Here is an 18,760-nt window from a genome sequence, read left to right on the forward strand (position 1 = left end):
GGGTAACCCTAGGAGAGTAGCTGTCTAGCAAGCAACGGAGTCAACCATGAAACCCTGGCGCTGTGATCCATATCTGTGGGTACATCTGGCGGGTTTGGCCACTGTACCGCTGTGGATCGATCTGTGCCTGATGGGTCTGGCCGTGGGCAATCCCACGCTGCCAGGGCTGGAGCTGGGTTTCATGGTTCTTTTGGGAGTGCTGCCGGTACTCTCGATGCAGCTGCGTCGTCCCTTCTATATTTTCAGCTTGCCTGGGTTGGCTTTAAGGCCCTCGGTTTTGCAGGCTGATCAGCGTCGCCTGCTGTCTCAGTTTCGCCAATGGCGGGTTCGATGGGGTGCTTTAGTGGTGCCCATACCCCTGGTTTGGGTTTTAGTTAAACTCTATCCTCTGGCGTTTTTAGCCCGAGATCTGACGCCGTTTGGGGACTGGGGACGGGTAGGGGGAGTCGCGATCGCTGCTCTGAGTTTTTTCATGGCCAACTTGTTTTTGCAGGTGCCAGTAGCGGTACTCCAGGTATTAGCTACCCCCGATCGAAACCTGCAAAAGGTTTTGCCCTATCCAACCGACAAAATCGCTGCCGATTTTAGCTGGTTGGGGTTGTCTGTGGGCCAGATTCTGCCTGTGATAGCGCCACCCGCCTCGGACCAGTCGGCTTCGATGGGTGATGCTGCTGTTGTGGGTAAGTCTACAGTCGATGGGGCGATCGCTCAGGCCATCTCCGCCGAGGGCGATCTCAACCCAAGGCCTCCTGAAGAATCATTGCTGCCTGAAAAATTACCTGAGGCGATGACGCTCCATCCCAAAGTCATACATCCTGAGGCAATACATCCTGAGGCTCTTCATCCCGAAGTGAGCGATGCAGACATCATCCATCCACTCCAGGGTCGTCTAGGGTGGCAGCATCCTGAGAACGATGACTTAACTACAGATTCGGCTGAACATGATGTAATGGCGATGGAGGATTGCCCTCAGCCTACTGAAAAGACGCTGCTACCCGATGCCGGTGCACTGTCGGTGCCGGTACATTCATCAATTAAGGATCGCAGGGGTTAAATTTATATCCATAGATTTTTGTCAATTCAATATACTGTGGTCTTTGTCACAATCCCTGGGGAAGGGTTGCGCTATGGTGTATAGGTAGTCGTTCAACGCTCCAGAATTGTCTCTTAGCTCACGGGTGTTTGAGCAGGCTTGATTCTTGGAATGGCACAGGATTTAGCGTTTATCTAAGCTTTCTTTGAGGCAGCTATGGCCGTAACTCGTTCTGCAAACTCTACACAGCTTTCTGACCACGCCCGTATTTGGTATGGCCTTAAATGTGCGATCGCCGGTAGCTCTGGCTTCAAAAGCTGGAAAGGTGAACTGCCCGTTTCTGAGGCTGAGTCTGCCCCTTTAGACCAATTAGTGCGTCGTTATCTGCGCGAAACATTGGAAACTCTGGCCTATTAGCACTCTGTGCATAAGGCAGCTCACTGTTTTTCAATCCTGGCTCCTAGGATTCGATCACTCTCGGCAAGAGCATCCTCAGCAAGGGTACATCCCAGTTTTGCAAAGTCATTACTCTGACGAACAGCTTGCCTGTGGTTCCCGTGCAGAGCCTGCCCCCGCGAAGGCGTGGGGCGGGGACCCCACGCCGGATAGCTTACTCTCCCGTAGATTTCCACCTGCGTGGGAATGACGCAGCGCATTCACAAAGCCGGGATGCACCCCTCAGCAAGAAATATTGTAGTTTTGCCAACCACTGTAAGCCTGTTGTCAAATTCTGAGGCTATTGGGTTAAGTTACCTACTCGAAGCGATCGCTAGCCCATAACGTCAGCATGTTGGCAATCTAATGAGTTTAGAGGCTTAACGGTCAGCGATCGCGGGAATGAGAACAGTAATGCGATCGCGTTTGAGCTTGCCTTGCAGTCGTTATTGAAATGGTCAATGCCCTTACATCTCAAGACCGCTAGCTCATAGCGCTGGGCTGCGATTGACCTACAAAACCTTGCTGCTTCGCTCACCAATACTGCAATAACGGTTTCTCTTGTTGGCCGTAGCCCCATTTGATCAGGGTTACATTGGGTTGCTGCCAGGCTGAAAACCTTAAGTCTTTTGCCTAATTTTGTCTACGGTGGCCTCGGCAAGAAGCCATTGCCGCCATCGGTGCTAGGATCAGGCCAAAGTAACACAGAAGAATGGAAAAGAGAAAGGACGTAGGCGTACATGCAAGAATTTGAAAAAACAATATCCTTCGGCGGCCGTGATATTCACCTGAGAGGTGGGCTGCTGGCTCCCCAGGCCGGGGGTGCTGTGCTGGTGCAGTCGGGGGAAACAGCGGTTCTGGTGACCGCAACCCGCTCAGCCGGTCGTCAGGGCATCGATTTTTTGCCCCTGTTGGTTGACTACGAAGAGCGACTCTATGCTGCTGGGCGCATTCCTGGCGGATTTTTGCGTAGAGAGGGACGGCCCCCCGAGCGGGCTACTCTGATCTGCCGCCTAATTGATCGCCCGATGCGGCCTCTGTTTCCCCAATGGTTGCGCGACGACATTCAGATTGTCGCGACCACGCTGGCTATGGATGAGCAAGTGCCCCCCGATGTCTTGGCGGCAACCGGCGCTTCCATCGCTGTGCTGCTGGCTAAAATTCCTTTCAGCGGTCCGATGGCGGCAGTGCGCGTTGGGCTAGTGGGCGACGATTTTGTGATCAATCCCACCTACAAAGAAGTGGAAAACGGTGATCTGGACCTAGTGGTAGCTGGCTCTCCCGACGGTGTGATCATGGTTGAAGCTGGCGCTAACCAGTTGCCTGAGGCCGATGTGATTGAAGCCATCGACTTTGGCTATGAGGTGGTGCAAGACCTGATCAAAGCTCAGCTAGAGCTGATCAAGGAGTTGGGCATTGAGGTCGTTACCGAAGCGGAACCCGAAACCGACCCCACCCTGGCTACCTTTATTGAAGAAAAAACGGCAGCGGCGATCAAAGAGGTGCTGAAGCAGTTTAGCCTCACGAAGCCCGAGCGCGATGAAAAGCTCGATGCGATTAAAGAGGAGCTAGTTGCCGCCACTGATGCCCTAGAGGACGATAACTCGGTCAAAGTAGCCGTTGCCGAGAACGCTAAGGCTTTGGGCAACACCTATAAATCGGTGACTAAAAAGCTGATGCGGCAGCAAATCGTCGTAGACAAAGTGCGGGTTGATGGCCGTCAGCTCGACGAGGTGCGCCCCATTTCTTGTCAAGTCGGCCTGCTACCCAAACGAGTCCACGGCACGGGGCTATTTCAGCGTGGGCTGACTCAGGTGATGTCGGTGACCACCCTGGGCACCCCTGGCGATGCCCAGATGATGGATGATCTGCACCCCGACGAAGAGAAGCGCTACCTGCACCACTACAACTTTCCTCCCTACTCGGTGGGCGAAACTCGGCCGATGCGATCGCCCGGTCGGCGTGAAATTGGCCACGGTGCGCTAGCTGAGCGAGCTTTGGTGCCGGTGCTGCCGCCCAAAGAAGAGTTTCCCTACGTCATTCGTGTGGTGTCAGAGGTGCTGTCATCTAACGGCTCCACGTCGATGGGGTCGGTATGCGGCTCTACCCTGTCGCTGATGGATGCCGGCGTGCCCATTACCAAGCCGGTCAGCGGTGCTGCCATGGGCCTGATCAAAGAGGGTGACGAGGTGCGCATCCTCACCGACATTCAGGGTATTGAAGACTTCTTGGGCGATATGGACTTTAAGGTGGCCGGTACCGATACCGGTATCACTGCCCTGCAAATGGACATGAAAATCACCGGGCTGCCCTTGCAGGTCATTGCGGACGCCATCAACCAGGCCAAGCCTGCCCGGCTGCATATTCTAGAGAAAATGCTGGCCACCATTGACACCCACAGAACCGAGCTATCGCCCTACGCGCCGCGCTTGATTAGCTTCAAGATCGACCCCGAAATGATCGGTATGGTGATTGGCCCCGGTGGCAAGAAGATCAAAGCGATTACCGAGCAAACCGGCGCTAAAGTCGATATTAACGACGATGGCACCGTGACTGTGTCGGCGATCGAGGGCGAAAAGGCGATGCAGGCCAAAGCCCTGATCGAATCGATTGTCTTCAAGCCCGCCGCTGGCGATGTGTTTGTCGGCAAGGTAACTCGGGTTATTCCCATCGGGGCTTTTGTTGAGTTTATGCCCGGCCAGGAGGGCATGATTCACATTTCTCAGCTGGCTGACTACCGAGTGGCCAAGGTTGAAGATGAGGTCAATGTAGACGACGAGGTGATTGTCAAAGTGCGTGAAATTGACGGTCGCGGTCGCATTAACCTGACCCGCCTCAACATTCACCCCGACGAAGCGGCGGCTGCCCGTGCGGCGGCTGGTGTGTGAGACTAGGTTGGTTCCCCATTGAGGAACTCCCGTAGGTGACTACGGGCTAGACGTCACTGCCCGTAACCTAAGACGGCCCGGTGCGTGAAACTAGGCTGTTCAGGGAAACTGGACGATGGCTAACCGATTGAAACAGGGTAAGGCTATCGTCCAGTTTTTGATGATGGTTAGCGTGGTGGCGCTGGCCTTGGGTTTCTCTCGCCAAGCTCGACTCGGGCTGGAACTGGCTTCCCCCGATGCCCATTCCACGGTTTACGGCACCTATCTGGCTGCCTGTGTGGTGTACGGATTTCTGTTAGAGTGCAACCCCGTGGGCAACTCCTATCGAGATGCCTCTCTTTATGCCGATATTGCTGCCTCTCTGCAACGCCGCGCCGCCGAGACCCTGGGCTACGATGACTAGGCTCCAGGGTTCTAGGTTGCACCTCGCTGGGGTGAATTGAATTTGATCAGGGGTGCCTTTACTTAGTAGGATGCAGTGATGCGAGTTGATCTGTACAACCCTCGACCTTAAACTACCGTGCGAAAAATTGTAATTGCTGGCAACTGGAAAATGTATAAGACCCAGGGCGAAACCCTGGATTTTCTGCGTCATTTCCTGGGGCAACTGACCGAGACCCCAGACGGGCGCGAAATAGTGCTATGTGCGCCGTTTACGGCTCTGGGGGCACTGTCTAAGAGTCTGCACGGAGCCAGAATTAAGGTGGGTGCTCAAAATATTCACTGGATGCCTGAAGGTGCCTTTACCGGCGAAATCTCTGGGGATATGCTGCGGGAGCTAGGGGTGCGCTTCGTGATTGTGGGCCACAGCGAACGCCGTCAATATTTTGCTGACACCGACGAGACGGTGAATCTGCGCTTGAAAGCGGCACAAAAGTGCGGCCTGACGCCGATCTTGTGCGTGGGTGAGACCAAGACCCAGCGCGATGCGGGAGAAACAGAAGCGGTGATTGCCACCCAGATTGAGCAAGGCCTGGTCGATGTCGATCAAAACAACTTGATTATTGCCTACGAGCCCATTTGGGCGATTGGTACTGGCGACACCTGCGAAGCGGTTGATGCCAACCAGGTGATTGGCGGCATTCGCAAGCTGCTGAAAAACCCTGATGTCACCATTCAGTACGGCGGTTCGGTTAAACCCAGCAACGTCGATGAGTTGATGGCTCAGCCTGAGATCGACGGGGCCTTGGTGGGCGGTGCTAGCTTGGAACCCGATAGCTTTGCTCGGATTGTCAACTTTCAGTGATGTTAGGGGCGCTTTCTAAAGGCATGCTGGTGAAACCGATGCCCTTGGCTGGCAAAACTTAAAATGGGCGCGCGGGCGGCATTGGTTCAACTACTTGATTGCCGCCCTAGAGCTAGATGACGTGGTAATTGGTGGTGGCCAGGTAGCTACTGAAGCGGCTGCCGGAGGGCTGTCGCCCAGGGCACAGTAGGTTATGTCGTTTTAGGTGGGTTTCGCCTGTGAGAACCGAGGAGAGAGCGGTTTGTGGCGGCCTGAGAAGGGGGGAGGAGGTCTGCCTGTAGGCGGGAGTTTAAGGCTGCTGGCGAGGTGATTGCGGTCTGGGCTGATCGGCAATGTTGGCTGCCGCCGTGGGGTCGCAGCCCTGGGAGGGGTTGATGGGTTGGATATAACCCTGGTTGTAGGTGCTACCGTCGGGCATGGTAGCAAACTCTAGGCGTGCTCCGGTGAGGTTGGCATTGGTGAGGTTGGCTTCATAGAGGTCGGCATAGCGCAGATCGGCTCCTCGCAGGTCGGTGTTTGACAGGTCAGCCTGACGCAAAATTGTGCCGTAGAGGCTGGCTTCTGAGAGGTCGGCTCCCTGAAGTTGGGCTGAGCACAGGGCGGCATCGCGCAGCTCGGCTTGGGTAAGAGAGGCGCTGGTCAGGTCGGCTTGAACTAGACTGACGTGGAGCATTTGGGCTTGGGATAGGTCGGCCTGGGTAAGGATGGCCTGGGACAGGTCGGCTCCCTGGAGGTTGGCCCCTTGGAGGGTGGCTTGGGTCAAGTTAGCTTGGTGAAGTACCGCATTGATGAGTTGGGTGCGGGTAAGGTTGGCCCCAGCCATGTTGGCCTCACGAAAGTTTTTGCGGCTGTGGTCTTGACCACTGAGGTCGGCGGCGACTAGGTCGCACTGCTGACAGGGCTGATCGGACGTCGGCAGGGCCGATCGCACGGTGGCTCCGGATTCTGTGGCTATGGCCTCGCCTGATTGATACTGACTGAGCTGCTCACGAGCGACTCGCAGGGCCGCAGGCATGACGGCAGTTAGCAGGACTAGCAGACTCACAACAATATTCCACCGCATAAGTTGTATCCCGTTGCTGATCAAAGACTCTGGTTTTAATACTCGCGGATGATCTCAGGCGATCGGGAGCAGAGGCATTAAGTTGTGATGGAACTAGATCAGGTTGTGTAAAGAAACGCTGAACAGGGTGAAAAATCGGCGGCTGTCTACGTATAAATACTGATACAGCGGAAAGAATTTATCAAAGTATCACAGAGCACCACCCGTGAATTCGCAGATTCTTGCTGATTGATTGCGTATTCTGAAGGGGATTCCGCTGTAGGGCTCTACTGGCCCGGGTTATTTTCTCATTGTGCTTTCGTTATGGATGATTCGCCCTTCCGCCGTATTGTATTGCCAGCTCTACTGGCCTCTAGCGCTGGGTTTGCTGCCCTCACATGGCCGATGGCATCTGACAGTGCCGCTCGGCTGACTGAGCGCCTGCCTGCTCCCCTCGATCGTTGGGGTGGCTCAGCATTGAGCATCACCCAACACAAAGAATTTTCGATTCGCTACATTGGGTTCGCGATTTTATCGAGTGTAGCTATCGGGATTGGCACGGCTGAGACCATGCGATTGCGGCAGGTGCGAGTGCAGCGTCACCAAGGGCTACTTGATGCTGTGCTGGCCAAGACAGAGGCTGATCGCCCCTTAGCGGACTCGCCGGATCTAGAGGCGTCTTCGACCCAGGTACTAGAACCAAAGCTTGCCGATATAAACGGCGCTGCGGATGCGGAGACTGCCCCTGGCGATCGCGCGGCTGACGCCTTTGATTGGGCGAGTTTTGTGCAGGCCACCCCCATCAACCCCGATCAGCCGGCTGCGGTCGAAGTAGAGTTGTTGGCGACTCCCATTGAAGGCCATCGGTTTTACCACATTCAATCGGGTGACCAACACCGCTGCTTAGCTGTGGCCAACGGGGGTGAATATTTTCGCTACTACCGCCATCGTCCTGACCTAGACAAAGCGCGATCGCTAGTACAAGAGCTGCAGCGGCGGGGTCAGCGGTCTATGACCACCTGTGATGACCATGGCTACGTTGTCTGGGTGCATTGGCCCAATGCGGCAGCCCAAGCGAGACCTTGGCCCGAACTGGCGGTGAGTAGCTAGGGGGCATAACCCAATGGGCAGAACCAGGCAAACGGTAAACCATGATGACAGGCAACTCTGAGCAGTACACCGGCATGAACGTGAAAACGCTAGAAAATCTTTGGACGGCCTTTGTGGCGGGCGAGCGAGACTTTACCGGCATTGATTTGGCCGGGGCCGACCTCAACCACTGGAGTTTGTCTCGGGTCGACTTTTGGGGCGCTGATTTTAGCGGTGCCAATCTCACCCAGGCCAACTTTCGTCGGGCCAATCTGAAGGAGGCGCAGTTTAGAAATGCCAACCTTACCAGGGCCGATCTGCGTTGGGCTGACCTGCGAGACTCGGTGCTCATCGGGGCTGATCTGAGTGAAGCTCGCATGGAGGGAGCCCTCTACAATGCTCAGACCTGCTTTCCCCAGGGGTTTGACCCCAACCAAGCCCGCATGTGGAGATTAGAACCCGGTGCCCTGCTGGCAGCTAAAGACCTACGCGATCGCGACCTAGGTGGCATAGACCTGAGTGCCGCCGACTTGAGCGGTGTTCTACTAGTCAACAGCCAGCTCTTTGGCGCTGTGTTTAAAGACGCCAATCTACTCAGTGCCTTGCTGGGCGATAGTGATCTGCGCTATGCCGACCTTCGCCACGCTACGCTCATGCTGGCTGACTTGCGCGGGGCCGACCTCCGCCAGGCAGACCTTCGCCGAGCCAATTTAATCGGTGCTAATCTACGCGGTTGCAAGCTGGCCGGAGTCAACCTAGACGGCGCGCTGTATTCCGATGCCACTCAGTTTCCGCGCGGGTTTCACCTGCCTGAAACCCTTTATTACTTGGCTCCAGGAGCTTCGCTGTGGGGAGCCGACCTCAGCGGTGCCCGGCTCACCGGAGTTGACCTCAGTGGTGCCAACCTAGCTGGTGCCAACCTGATGAATACTGACCTCTGGGGAGCTTGCTTAGCCAATGCTGACCTCAGTGGTGCCAACCTGATGGGCACCAACCTGTTAGGTACCGATCTGTCTGGGGCCAACCTGAACCAGACCAACCTCATGCAGGCCATTATTGACCTGCCGGGAGAGTTTACAACGACGGTGTCGTTTAACAGTCAGCCCGCTTAGTATAGCGATGGCCATTGCGCTTAGGACATCGGCCTCTGCTCCGGTTAAAAACTGGGACGGCGCAATGGCGTATAGCCATCGCTTCAGGGATATCGGTCATGTCCTAACGCGTCTGGCGATGGCTATAATCTGCCAAGCTCAAGATGAAAGGTTAGCGAGGGTTTCAGGTTCACGACCGGCCATTAACCGTGCACCGCAAATCCTAAACATCACAGCAGGGTCATCTGACTATCTTCTCCAGGGGCAACTTCGTAGCCGAGGTGACGGCGGGCGGCGGGAGTAACCATTCGGCCACGAGGGGTGCGCTGCAGGTAGCCAATTTGCAGCAGGTAGGGTTCGTAGACCTCCTCAATAGTTTGGGGATCTTCACCCGTGGAGGCGGCCATGGTATCAAGGCCGACAGGGCCCCCGCCAAAGTTTTCTACCATGACCGATAGCAGGCGGCGATCGGTCCAGTCTAGACCGCAGGGGTCGACGTTGAACAGCTCTAGGGCCTCAGCTGCCAGCGATGCTGTAATGGGGCCGGCTTGTTTGACCTCGGCATAGTCACGCACCCGCCGTAGCAGGCGATTGGCAATACGCGGTGTACCTCGCGCACGGCGGGCAATTTCTGCGGCCCCGGCAGGTTCAATCGGGGTTTTGAGCACGTCGGCGGTGCGCAGCACGATGGGCGTTAGCTCCTCAATTTCGTAGAAGCGCAGTCGCTGGATTAGGCCAAAGCGATCGCGCAGAGGCGAGGTCAGTGCTCCTACCCGCGTAGTGGCTCCCACCAGGGTAAACGGACACAGCGGAATGCTGCGGGTACGGGCCGACTGCCCTTTGCCAATGGTGATATCGAGGCGAGAATCTTCCATGGCTGGATACAAAATTTCTTCGGTCACCCGAGGCAACCGATGAATTTCGTCAATAAACAGCACGTCACCGGGTTTGAGGTTGACCAGCAGTCCGGCGATGTCGCGGGGGCGCTCTAGGGCCGGAGCGGTGGTAATTTTGCAGGCCACCCCCATCTCTTGAGCCAAAATCAGCGCCATGGTGGTTTTGCCCAACCCCGGCGGCCCGTACAGCAGCAGATGGTCGAGGGGTTCTTGGCGCGATTGGGCCGCTTTAATCGCAATATTGAGTACTTCTTTGAGCGCCGCTTGGCCGATGTAATCGTTCAGGCGCTGGGGGCGCAGGCTGTCTTCTGCTGCTAACACTCCGGTTGCCGCAGATAGCTCAGGTTGAACATCTTCAGGCTGAACGTTCCCCCCCTTGACTAGGGAGAGTGAGGGCTGCACAGCGGTCTCGTCTATGGACGGTGTCGGCGGTTTGGCCTTAGCCCCTTTGGGTTTGGCCGAGTCGTCGGGAGCGTGGGAAGAAACAATGGCCATAGGGGAGCCTAAGGGGCAGCCCCCCTATAATACTGTGGTGCATTTGCACTATCAAGCTAAAGCTAGCCTTAGAGCAGCACCAGCAGCACCAGGCCAAAGCCCATCAAACCCATAATGGTCGCCCCCAGTCCAGAACTTTGGGGTTCTGGGGGCAGGCTCAGATCTTTTTCAAAGTCGCATTTTAGGCAGTGATACACCGTGGGCTTGTATTCCACAATGCTGTGAACCCCACATTTAGGGCATTGCACGCTGGGCGGGGTGAGGGTAGATACAGTCATGGCTACACACCTGGAAATAATTGGGCAACCAAAGGGGCTTCAGAAGGGCTGAAGCATCGCTTCACTCAACAGCGGGGAACACATCTAACAGCATGGAACAGATACCCTATTTGCACGAGGGGAAAAACTTCTGAAAAACTCTGGTCTAAATTCAGGGAATGATTATGCACAAGTTCCTAGTGCTCGACGGTGGGGAAGGGAATGTAGAAATGTTGGAACCTGAAATGCTGGCCATGAGAGAGGCTTAGTAAAAAAAGAGCGGTGATAGCGCCCTATTGAAGGCGATAACCCGATCGAGACTGAGGTTGATTTCCTTCAAAAGTCATAGAAAGAAGTTATTTCCCCTGGTAGATAGGGTTCAGAGGTATTTATTTTAAGGTAATGAGGTGGTGAGCGGCTGACGCAGTTGTTAAACATCCGTTATTCCTGAAGCGACTGAATAACCGATGCGGAATGGCTAGTAGTGGCTCAAAATTTATCCTCAATGGAGGCTCCTATGTCTAACCCTAGAGTTGAAAGCGATAATTACGATCCTCATATTGTTCCGGCAGAAACTGCTGCCCGTAAAGAGCGCGAGGGTGCTAATTTCAAGCAACTGCGCGACGAGTCTGATAACTCTATCGACACTAGCGGGGGCCAGACCGTAGACCGAGAAGGTCTGGCTAATAACTACCCCATTGAGCCAGAAATGTATATCAACGAGCCTGGTGACCTACGGGAAGAAGCGGAAGCTGATAAAGCGCAGCGGCGAGCTGAACTGAGTGAAATCAACCAAACCGACGAAACCGGTAAGGTCACTACTAAATCTGACGAGCGCAGTAAGGGTGCTGGACAAGTCTAGCGGTTTGTCAATGTAGCATTCTTGTAACGCTTGATGCACTGGCGCGATCGCAGCGCGACAATGGGGATATGGCCACCGGGTCATATCCCCATGTTTTTGGGCGTTACTTTGAGGGCATAGCCACGATGACCCCAGCTACTTTACTTGAACTTGTCAACCGTTATTACCAGGTCGGTGCCCGAGATTTACACGGGCTAGACTTCCAAGGCTTAGACCTGTCTGCGATTCACTGGGCTGAGGTCGATCTGCGTCGCGCTAATTTGACTCGCGCCAACCTGCACCAGGCCGACTTAACCCACATTGATGGCTATCAGATCACCCTGGCCCAGGCCAACTTGACTGGGGCTGCTTTGGCCAATGCGGTGCTGCGAGAGGCCGATCTACGCAAAGCCCACTGTCACCGGACGACGTTGATCAATGCCGATCTGCGATCGAGTTGCCTTGATCGTGCTGATCTAAGCCACGCCAACCTAGAGGGTGCCAACCTCACCCAGGCTGATCTAAGCCATGCCAACCTCTATTGGGCCAATCTGCGCTATGCCAACTTAACTGGGGCCAATCTCAGCGGGGCTAACTTGGTCGGAGCAAAATTTTGCCAGACTCTGATGCCCGATGGCACTACGCGCGACTTAAACTGCCCGGTCAACTCCCATCAGCTGGCCTGATCTCAGTGCAATAACTCTGCCGGGTTGAACGGAGCGGTGGTTTGGCGTTCGTCTTCAGGGGTGAGGGTGTAGGGTAGCGGTGGCTCTGGCACTAGCAGGTAGCGCTGGCCCCAACCGCCATTGGTACGCGCCACCAGATCGGTGGGTGGGGCGGTTTGGCCCTGGGGTAGGCTTACGGGGAGCGATTGGTCGGCCCATAGAAAGGGTTCCCCGGTAGCGGTGACTCTCAGCACGCCAGCGATCCGGCGGCGGCCCTCTTGAGCCAATATGTCGCTCATGGCGGCTCCCAGTCGATGGGGCGCTAGAGTAATGGCAAACTGCACGGTGTCTCTGGGCTGGGCCGTGAGATTGAGGGCTTTAGTCTGGTTTTGCCAGGGTTCTTGATAGCGGCCATCGTCTGCTACCTGCCAGAGGGTTAGTTGGCTTGACCATTGCCCCTTGGTGACGGTGACGGGTTGGTAGTCGAGGACGGAGTAGAAGGGGGCTTTTAGAGGAGCGATCGCCCCTCCAGAAGCGTCGCTAACCAGCGCTGTCTCGGGGTCTAAATACCGTAGGGCAATGGCGGTAAGTTGGGTGTTATCGGGCAGGTTGGTCGTACCCGCTAGGTCAAAGATGCCCTGGCCTGAGGCGGTCGCTTCGATGGTCAGAACCGTAGCCTCTGAGACTGGCGGTGACCCCGGCGGCAACGGTGCTTGACAGCTCAGGCAGGTTAGCAAAACCAGGATCAGTAGACATTTAGATGGCGTCAGCAGTGGAATAGTCATTAACCCATAGGATGTACGGATCTATCTCTACCTATGCAACCACAGCCGCTAGCCAGGAGCCTCTAAACGAGCCTCAGCTTTTACGACTCCACACAGAACCCACGGTCTGACAAAATTTTAGATATTTATCCTGATGGATATAAAACCCCTCGTATGGTGGACTAGCGCTATTACCTGAAGCTAACACCGTACCTGAATGAAAATCGTCCTGACGTCGTTAACGCATTGGCAGATGCCTGAGTTTGATGCTCAGGTTTCTTTGTTGAATCAATATGTTTGTAAAATTTCCTTTTATTGAACGGCTTCTCTTTTAAGCAATCATCAACTTGCACAAATTTTATCTATAGCTAATTGTTTTTAAAGAGGATGCTTGGATTGTTTGAGGGATGCGTTAGCAACAACGTAACCCATTAAGCTTATTGAAATGGAGTGCTATGTCTACGATTAACCCACCCTGCACCATCGTTTAATTAGAACCCTTGCCTTTACTGGGTAATGCCAGCCTAGAGGTAGCTATTGAAGCAGCGTTTAGGCGATTTTAGGCTTTGATGGCCAAATATAATTGGCAAATTCGCTGATATTCTTGTGCGCTGGGCGATCCTGGTGTTTGGTGTGAAAGCCTGAATTTGGGTTGATGCCTAGCGCTGAAAAGCAAAAAAATAGGCCATCTTCATTTATTAAATCCACTTATTTTGAGTATCTTATGGAGCATTCTGTAGGTGCTTGGATGGCGCTGAAGTGTGCGCTGAATCCCGGCACGATGGGTATTTTGGTGCTGACAACGGCGGGATCTAGTCTGGTGCTGCCTGCCTGGGGCAGTGAGCTGCCTACCGAGGCCCTAGGTACCAATGCCCAACTTGCCGAAACCCAACTTGCCGAAACCCAACTTGCGCCAACTCAGGGGGCGATCGATGGCATTGAGTTAGCGCTGTCTAAGCCTGGATCTGAGAAATTTAGCCCTGACCTAGGGATGGTGCAGGGCAGACCGCTATGGCCCACCTCGGCAGCGTTGGTGCGGTCGTCGGGAGTGGTGCTGGCCCTCGAAGCCGTTGTTTCAGATGCTGTGTCTCCTGCTGAGGGGGAGGCTGCTGCGAGTGTGACCCCCGAGGGCCCGGCTCCTGAGAGGCTGACTCTAGAGAGCGGGAATCTGGACGGCGTGGTTCCTGTGATGTTGACCGATGCTGAACCGGCGACGGCGATCGCCCAAGAGCCGATGTTAGAGGCTGAATCGGGGTTGGCCCCGGCGGAACGCTCTGAGGTGTTTGTGCAGGCGGCCTACTTGCAGCAGGGCGATGCTGGCTCGGCCCGATTGCGGGGAGGCGGCATTTATGTGCTCAGTCCGTCGGTATTTGCGGGAGTAACCGCTGACTTGAGTACTGGCCAGGCCTTTTCAGATAATGACCAGACGGGGTTTAGCCTCGGCGAGCTGTATCTGACGGCGTCTCCTGCCAACCTGCCCGAACTGCGGTTTACGGTGGGGCTAATGGATTTGACCGCTTATTTAGACCGCAACAGTTTTGCTAAAGATTCGCTGACTCATTTCTTTAACCCGGTGTTTCAAACCAACCCGGCGTTGAGCACGGTGAATGTGGCGTCGCGTCCTGGTGCCCTAGTGAACTGGACGCCCGTGGATGCGGTTTCACTCACGGCCACGACCTTTTCGGCGAACCGCGGTTTGGGGAATTTTGCCCTGGACTCGTTTGCCGGGGAGGTGGGGGTGCGATTTGGCAATGCGATTGTGCGAGGTACCTACGTCACCTCACCCGATACGGGTCGGGGTGATGGCTTGGCAGAAAGTTTCTCGATTGACCGAGGCAATGGCCAGTTTGGGCCGCTGCCCGGTGATCGCGAGACGGGGTTTGGCCTCAATGCTGAGGCCTTTATCCCTGGTCTCAACCTCGGCCTGTTTGGACGCTACGGTTGGTACACCAACCAAGCGCTAGGGGTCAGCGGCCAGACCTACAGCTTTGGTGCCAACGGGTTAGATGTGTTTTTGCCGGGCGATCGCCTGGGCTTGGGCTATGGTCGCCAGCTCTCTAACGATGCCCTGCGACAGTCTAGCGGCGGGCCGGTGCCCGACGTGTGGGAGCTATTTTACGACGCGCAAATTGTTGACAACCTGCGGGCTGGGGTGAGTGTGCAGCAGCGCAACGCCTTTACAGAGACGTACCTGGGCTTTCGGGTGCGCTACGACCTGCGGTGGAACCCATTACGGAGGGCGGCAGAATGAAGATAATCCCCCCAGCTCCCCTTGGGACGGACGATAGGTTACGGGGTGGGAGCAAAGATGAGATCCCCCCAACCCCCCTTAGAAAGGGGGGCAGTGGGTTACGGGATGGTGGCAAGGATAGGATCCCCAGAGAGTTGTCTCTGCTAAGACATTCTCTGCTGTTGGGCGTCTTTGTCTTGGGTCTAGAACTAGTCGCCAGCCCGGCGGTGCTGGCCCAGCGATCGCCCCAGGTGAGCGAGGGCTACACGCTGCTCGATCGCGGCTGGGTCAATGATGCGATCGTGGCCTTTCAGGCGGCGCTGCGCCGTGAGCCTAATGCTGTAGAGGCGCGGCTGGGGTTGGCGATCGCCTACCAGCGGGCGGGCCGCGACGCCGATGCCTGGGCGGCCTATCAGGCGGTGCTCCAGGTGAGCCCTGAGCAGGCCACTGCCCTAGCTGCCCTGGGTGAGCTGGGGGGCTACCGGCCTGAGTGGCAGCTCGACGGCATTCGGGCATTGACTCGGCTGCTGGGCCAAAATCCTCAAAATACTGCGGTTTTGAGCCAGCGGGCGCTGCTCTACGGCTACCAGGGCCGTTTTATAGAATCTTTGGCTGACTACGACCGGCTGCTGGCCCAAGCTCCCTCCCCGGCTACTGTGCTGGGGGCGGCGCAGATTTATGCCTTTAGCGGTGATTTTGACGGTGCCCTGGCGTTGTTTAACCGCTACCGGCAGACGGGGCCATTGCCCGTTGAGGCGCTGACGGCCTATGCCCTGACGCTGCAAGAGACCGGCAATGCGGCCGAGGCGATCGCACTGTTAGAACCTGAGCTACGACCGAGCGATCGCACCGATGATCTATCCCTGAGCCTGCGCGCCGGGCTGGCCAATGCCTACGACGCCAACGGCCAAACTACCCAGGCCTTAGCGTTGCTCGCCCCCTTAGATGGCCGTGCCAACGCTCGCTTGCCCCTGGCCCGTGCCTATAGCGCCATCGGTCGCCGTCAGCTTAACCCAACGTTGTTTGAGCAGGCTACGGTGCTGTACCGGCAGGCGCTGGCCGCTAATGCTTCCCCCGGCTATGGTCTGCGGGTCGAAATTGCCGATGTGCTGAGCGAATGGCCCGACACCGAAGCCGTGGCGCTGGCCATGTTTGACCAGCTAGCTACGGAAAATCCGACGGTGGTCAGCCTGGCGGTGAGAGCGCGTCTGTTGGCCTATCGCCTTGGGCAGGAGAATGCTGCTGCTGTGGCTGATCAGCTGATGGCATTACTTGCTCCTGTGCCCGCATCGGCCCCGGAGCAGCGTGCGATCGCCACGGCGCTGAGCCAAGTTGACAACCCCGACCCAGCCCTACTGCCGGTGTACCAAACGGTGGCGGCGGCGGTAGAGGCTCCTTTGCTCACCTACCGTCTGGCTCAGATCTATCGGAGCCAGGGTGAGTTGCAGGCGGCTCGGGCTGCCCTCAGTACCTATCGATCGACCGCCATGGGCCAGGGCGACTGGGGTACCGAACTGCTGATCGCCGATCTGGAGCGTCAGCTGGATGAGTTGGCGGCCAGTGGCCGCCGCTACGAGGCGATTATCGCTGCTCAACCGGGAACGCAAGTGACGACGGCGGCCCTGCGCGGGTTGGCGTTTGTGCGATCGCTGCAAGGTCAGCCTGAGGCGGCTCTGCCAATCTATGCCGCTGCGATCGCCGCCGACCCCAACAACCCCGACTACGAGCTGGGCTATGCGCTGCTGGCCTACCGCACCGGGCAAATCACCGCCGCCGCCGCCACGGAAACTCTAGAGCGCTGGCTAGCGTCCTCTCCTGTAGATCAGGAGACTATGGCCTCGCCCGATCTGGTGGCCCTCGTCGGTGCGCTCCCCGCCGATCCCACGCGGGCAACCCTCTATCAAACCCTGCTGACCCAGCAGCCCGATGACCTCTGGCTGCGCTGGCGGAGCCTGGAGCTGTTGGCCCTCGATGCCCCCACCCAGGCCCAGACTGAGCTAGAAGCCTTGATCGCTGCTCACCCCGACGACATCACGGTGTATTTCTTTCAAGGAGAACTGGCCCAGCGCCAGGGCAATTTGCCCCTGGCGGCCACCGCCTACCAGCAGGTGTTGGCCCAAGAGCCCGACAATCTCGGTGCGCTCAGCGCCTTAGCGGGTGTGCAGTTTCAGCTAGGCCATTTGCCCGCCGCCCGCGCCCTCTACGGTCGGGTGCTCGCCCTAGACCCTAATTTTTGGGAGGCGCGCTATGCGATCGCAGAACTCAACATTGCCGACGATCAAAAGCTCTCGGCCCTAGAGCAACTGCGGCAGCTGCCCGATACCGCCGCCCCAGTCAACCTGGAACAACGCGCCCAGGATGTGGAGTTTGACCTGCTGCGCCGCCGAGGCTTTCAGCCTAGCTGGGAACGGTTTTAACCTCCTCTGCTCTCTGCCCCTCTGTTCTCTCCCGGTGACCTACCATGCTTCAACTGCTGCGCTTTAGACGAACGCAAAAACGACTGCTGCTCTCGGTGCTACCCCTGGCCATGCTGCTGGCGGTGGCGGGGCCAAGCTGCACCCAAACCGCCGCCTGCGCCTGCCTCGATGGGGCCGAGGCCGTTACCCTGGTGCTGCCCGTAGACACTGTGCACAATGACCAGCTCCTAGAGAGTTGGCAGGCCTACCGCGATCGCTTCATTCAGGCCGATGGCCGGGTGATTGACCGCGAAGACAGCGATCGCACCGTCTCCGAGGGCCAGGCCTACGCCATGCTGCGAGCCGTGGCCATTAACGACCCCGACACCTTCAATCGCACCTATACCTGGGCTAAGGCCAACCTTGTTCGAGTCGATGAGAATGGGCAGCCCAAAGATCTGCTCTGGGCCTGGAAGTGGGGCCAGCGCCCCGACGGTAGCTGGGGCGACCTCGATGCCAACTTTGCGACCGATGCCGACATTGACGCAGCCACAGCCTTAATCATGGCCGCCGAACGCTGGAACTGCCCCAAATACCTCGACGAGGCCCGCGCGCTGCTAGCCGACATTTGGGAGTATGGCACCGTAGAGCTACCCGACGGCACCCGCCAGCTCATTCCCGGCCCCGCCGAAGACTTTCGTCTAGAGCCAGCCCAGATTATTCTCAACCCCTCCTACTTTGCTCCGGCCAGCTTTCGCCTGTTTGCCGAAGTTGACCCCGATCGCGACTGGCAGAGCCTGATCGACAGCGGCTATGCCCTGCTCGACGATCTCTCAGAATTTTCGACCACGGGCTTGCCCCCCGATTGGATTGCCTACACCCCCGCCACCGGAACCTATCGCCAGCTACCCCTCGACTACCCGCTGCAAAGCCGCTACAGCTTTGACGCCTTTCGGGTGTGGTGGCGGGTATCTCAAGATGCCGCCTGGTTTAATGAACCCCGCGCCCAGGCCTATCTCGAAGCCCGTCTGCCAGAACTGATTCGCCGCTGGCAGCAGGAGGGTCGTCTGCCCGCCCGCCTCACCCTCGACGGTGGAGCCCAGGCCAGCTACGAAGCCACCGCCCACTACGCCATGCTTTACCCAGCGCTGCTGCGGGTTGATGCGGCGATCGCCAACGAAATTCTCACCACCAAGCTTCAGCCCGCCTACAGCGACGGCTTTTGGGATAGCGACATCGCCTACTACACCCAAAACCTCGCCTGGTTTGGCCTGCTGCCCCTTGAGGTCTCCCCCGATCGCATCGCTGCTAGTCATGAGCAGGCCTGTCGCCCGTAAGGGGTGAGGGGTTTACGCAGAACTCTAGGTTTCTGCTCGAACCCTCACCCATCCA

Annotated in this window: 15 protein-coding genes and 1 pseudogene; 12 read left to right on the forward strand and 4 right to left on the reverse strand. The window is 56.9% G+C overall.

What is annotated here, in order from left to right; all coding sequences use genetic code 11:
• Positions 1 to 46: 46 nt before the first annotated feature.
• The 5 genes from RRF56_RS15605 (at position 47) to tpiA (ending at position 5,602) form a co-directional block, all read left to right on the forward strand.
• Positions 47 to 1,054 (forward strand): low-complexity tail membrane protein, encoded by a 1,008-nt coding sequence (locus RRF56_RS15605; RefSeq protein WP_317034093.1) that lies wholly within the window; start codon positions 47 to 49, stop codon positions 1,052 to 1,054.
• A gap of 195 nt (positions 1,055 to 1,249) precedes the next feature.
• Entirely contained in the window at positions 1,250 to 1,450 is a 201-nt protein-coding gene (locus RRF56_RS15610; RefSeq protein WP_317034094.1) for a hypothetical protein, read from the forward strand.
• A 758-nt stretch (positions 1,451 to 2,208) separates the two neighbouring features.
• Positions 2,209 to 4,356, forward strand: a complete 2,148-nt coding sequence (locus RRF56_RS15615; protein WP_317034095.1) for a polyribonucleotide nucleotidyltransferase — start codon at positions 2,209 to 2,211, stop codon at positions 4,354 to 4,356.
• A gap of 115 nt (positions 4,357 to 4,471) precedes the next feature.
• The gene (locus RRF56_RS15620) at positions 4,472 to 4,759 is read left to right on the forward strand and encodes a hypothetical protein (protein ID WP_317034096.1); all 288 of its coding nucleotides are present in this window, start codon (positions 4,472 to 4,474) and stop codon (positions 4,757 to 4,759) included.
• Positions 4,760 to 4,876: 117 nt separating this feature from the next.
• Positions 4,877 to 5,602, forward strand: a complete 726-nt coding sequence (gene tpiA / locus RRF56_RS15625; protein WP_317034097.1) for a triose-phosphate isomerase — start codon at positions 4,877 to 4,879, stop codon at positions 5,600 to 5,602.
• A 289-nt stretch (positions 5,603 to 5,891) separates the two neighbouring features.
• Here tpiA and RRF56_RS15630 read toward each other — a convergent pair whose 3' ends face one another.
• Positions 5,892 to 6,647 (reverse strand): pentapeptide repeat-containing protein, encoded by a 756-nt coding sequence (locus RRF56_RS15630; protein ID WP_317034098.1) that lies wholly within the window; start codon positions 6,645 to 6,647, stop codon positions 5,892 to 5,894.
• A 321-nt stretch (positions 6,648 to 6,968) separates the two neighbouring features.
• On the opposite strand from RRF56_RS15630, the gene RRF56_RS15635 reads away from it, so the two are divergent.
• On the forward strand, positions 6,969 to 7,754 hold the full coding sequence (locus tag RRF56_RS15635) for a hypothetical protein (protein WP_317034099.1): 786 nt from the start codon (positions 6,969 to 6,971) through the stop codon (positions 7,752 to 7,754).
• 41 nt (positions 7,755 to 7,795) lie between these two features.
• Entirely contained in the window at positions 7,796 to 8,845 is a 1,050-nt protein-coding gene (locus tag RRF56_RS15640) for a pentapeptide repeat-containing protein (RefSeq protein ID WP_317034100.1), read from the forward strand.
• A gap of 209 nt (positions 8,846 to 9,054) precedes the next feature.
• Here RRF56_RS15640 and ruvB read toward each other — a convergent pair.
• A pseudogene (gene ruvB / locus RRF56_RS15645) lies at positions 9,055 to 10,029 on the reverse strand (Holliday junction branch migration DNA helicase RuvB); the annotation flags it as partial.
• A gap of 254 nt (positions 10,030 to 10,283) precedes the next feature.
• Positions 10,284 to 10,493, reverse strand: coding sequence for a hypothetical protein (locus RRF56_RS15650; protein WP_317034102.1), 210 nt, complete (start codon positions 10,491 to 10,493; stop codon positions 10,284 to 10,286).
• A 496-nt stretch (positions 10,494 to 10,989) separates the two neighbouring features.
• Here RRF56_RS15650 and RRF56_RS15655 point away from each other — a divergent pair, with 496 nt between their 5' ends.
• The gene (locus RRF56_RS15655) at positions 10,990 to 11,334 is read left to right on the forward strand and encodes a hypothetical protein (protein WP_317034103.1); all 345 of its coding nucleotides are present in this window, start codon (positions 10,990 to 10,992) and stop codon (positions 11,332 to 11,334) included.
• Between the two features lie 125 nt (positions 11,335 to 11,459).
• Positions 11,460 to 11,999, forward strand: coding sequence for a pentapeptide repeat-containing protein (locus RRF56_RS15660; protein WP_317034104.1), 540 nt, complete (start codon positions 11,460 to 11,462; stop codon positions 11,997 to 11,999).
• 2 nt (positions 12,000 to 12,001) lie between these two features.
• Here RRF56_RS15660 and RRF56_RS15665 read toward each other — a convergent pair whose 3' ends face one another.
• The gene (locus RRF56_RS15665) at positions 12,002 to 12,763 is read right to left on the reverse strand and encodes a hypothetical protein (protein WP_317034105.1); all 762 of its coding nucleotides are present in this window, start codon (positions 12,761 to 12,763) and stop codon (positions 12,002 to 12,004) included.
• A 703-nt stretch (positions 12,764 to 13,466) separates the two neighbouring features.
• Between RRF56_RS15665 and RRF56_RS15670 the strand changes: the two genes are divergently transcribed.
• From RRF56_RS15670 to RRF56_RS15680, 3 genes are all read left to right on the forward strand, one after another.
• On the forward strand, positions 13,467 to 14,993 hold the full coding sequence (locus tag RRF56_RS15670) for a hypothetical protein (protein ID WP_317034106.1): 1,527 nt from the start codon (positions 13,467 to 13,469) through the stop codon (positions 14,991 to 14,993).
• Between the two features lie 134 nt (positions 14,994 to 15,127).
• A complete protein-coding gene (locus tag RRF56_RS15675) occupies positions 15,128 to 17,389 on the forward strand; it encodes a tetratricopeptide repeat protein (RefSeq protein WP_317034107.1) in 2,262 nt (753 codons plus the stop codon).
• Between the two features lie 44 nt (positions 17,390 to 17,433).
• Positions 17,434 to 18,705, forward strand: a complete 1,272-nt coding sequence (locus tag RRF56_RS15680) for a glycosyl hydrolase family 8 (protein WP_317034108.1) — start codon at positions 17,434 to 17,436, stop codon at positions 18,703 to 18,705.
• Positions 18,706 to 18,760: the final 55 nt, after the last annotated feature.

Origin of the sequence: Nodosilinea sp. E11 (genome assembly GCF_032813545.1) — a bacterium.
GTDB lineage: Bacteria > Cyanobacteriota > Cyanobacteriia > Phormidesmidales > Phormidesmidaceae > Nodosilinea.

Coding starts and splice junctions, on each gene's coding strand:
- RRF56_RS15635 (WP_317034099.1), top strand. CDS start 6,969: ATGGATGATTCGCCCTTCCGCCGTATTGTATTGCCAGCTCTACTGGCC.
- RRF56_RS15680 (WP_317034108.1), top strand. CDS start 17,434: ATGCTTCAACTGCTGCGCTTTAGACGAACGCAAAAACGACTGCTGCTC.
- RRF56_RS15615 (WP_317034095.1), top strand. CDS start 2,209: ATGCAAGAATTTGAAAAAACAATATCCTTCGGCGGCCGTGATATTCAC.
- RRF56_RS15650 (WP_317034102.1), bottom strand. CDS start 10,493: ATGACTGTATCTACCCTCACCCCGCCCAGCGTGCAATGCCCTAAATGT.
- RRF56_RS15660 (WP_317034104.1), top strand. CDS start 11,460: ATGACCCCAGCTACTTTACTTGAACTTGTCAACCGTTATTACCAGGTC.
- RRF56_RS15610 (WP_317034094.1), top strand. CDS start 1,250: ATGGCCGTAACTCGTTCTGCAAACTCTACACAGCTTTCTGACCACGCC.
- RRF56_RS15605 (WP_317034093.1), top strand. CDS start 47: ATGAAACCCTGGCGCTGTGATCCATATCTGTGGGTACATCTGGCGGGT.
- RRF56_RS15640 (WP_317034100.1), top strand. CDS start 7,796: ATGATGACAGGCAACTCTGAGCAGTACACCGGCATGAACGTGAAAACG.
- RRF56_RS15655 (WP_317034103.1), top strand. CDS start 10,990: ATGTCTAACCCTAGAGTTGAAAGCGATAATTACGATCCTCATATTGTT.
- RRF56_RS15620 (WP_317034096.1), top strand. CDS start 4,472: ATGGCTAACCGATTGAAACAGGGTAAGGCTATCGTCCAGTTTTTGATG.
- RRF56_RS15665 (WP_317034105.1), bottom strand. CDS start 12,763: ATGACTATTCCACTGCTGACGCCATCTAAATGTCTACTGATCCTGGTT.
- RRF56_RS15670 (WP_317034106.1), top strand. CDS start 13,467: ATGGAGCATTCTGTAGGTGCTTGGATGGCGCTGAAGTGTGCGCTGAAT.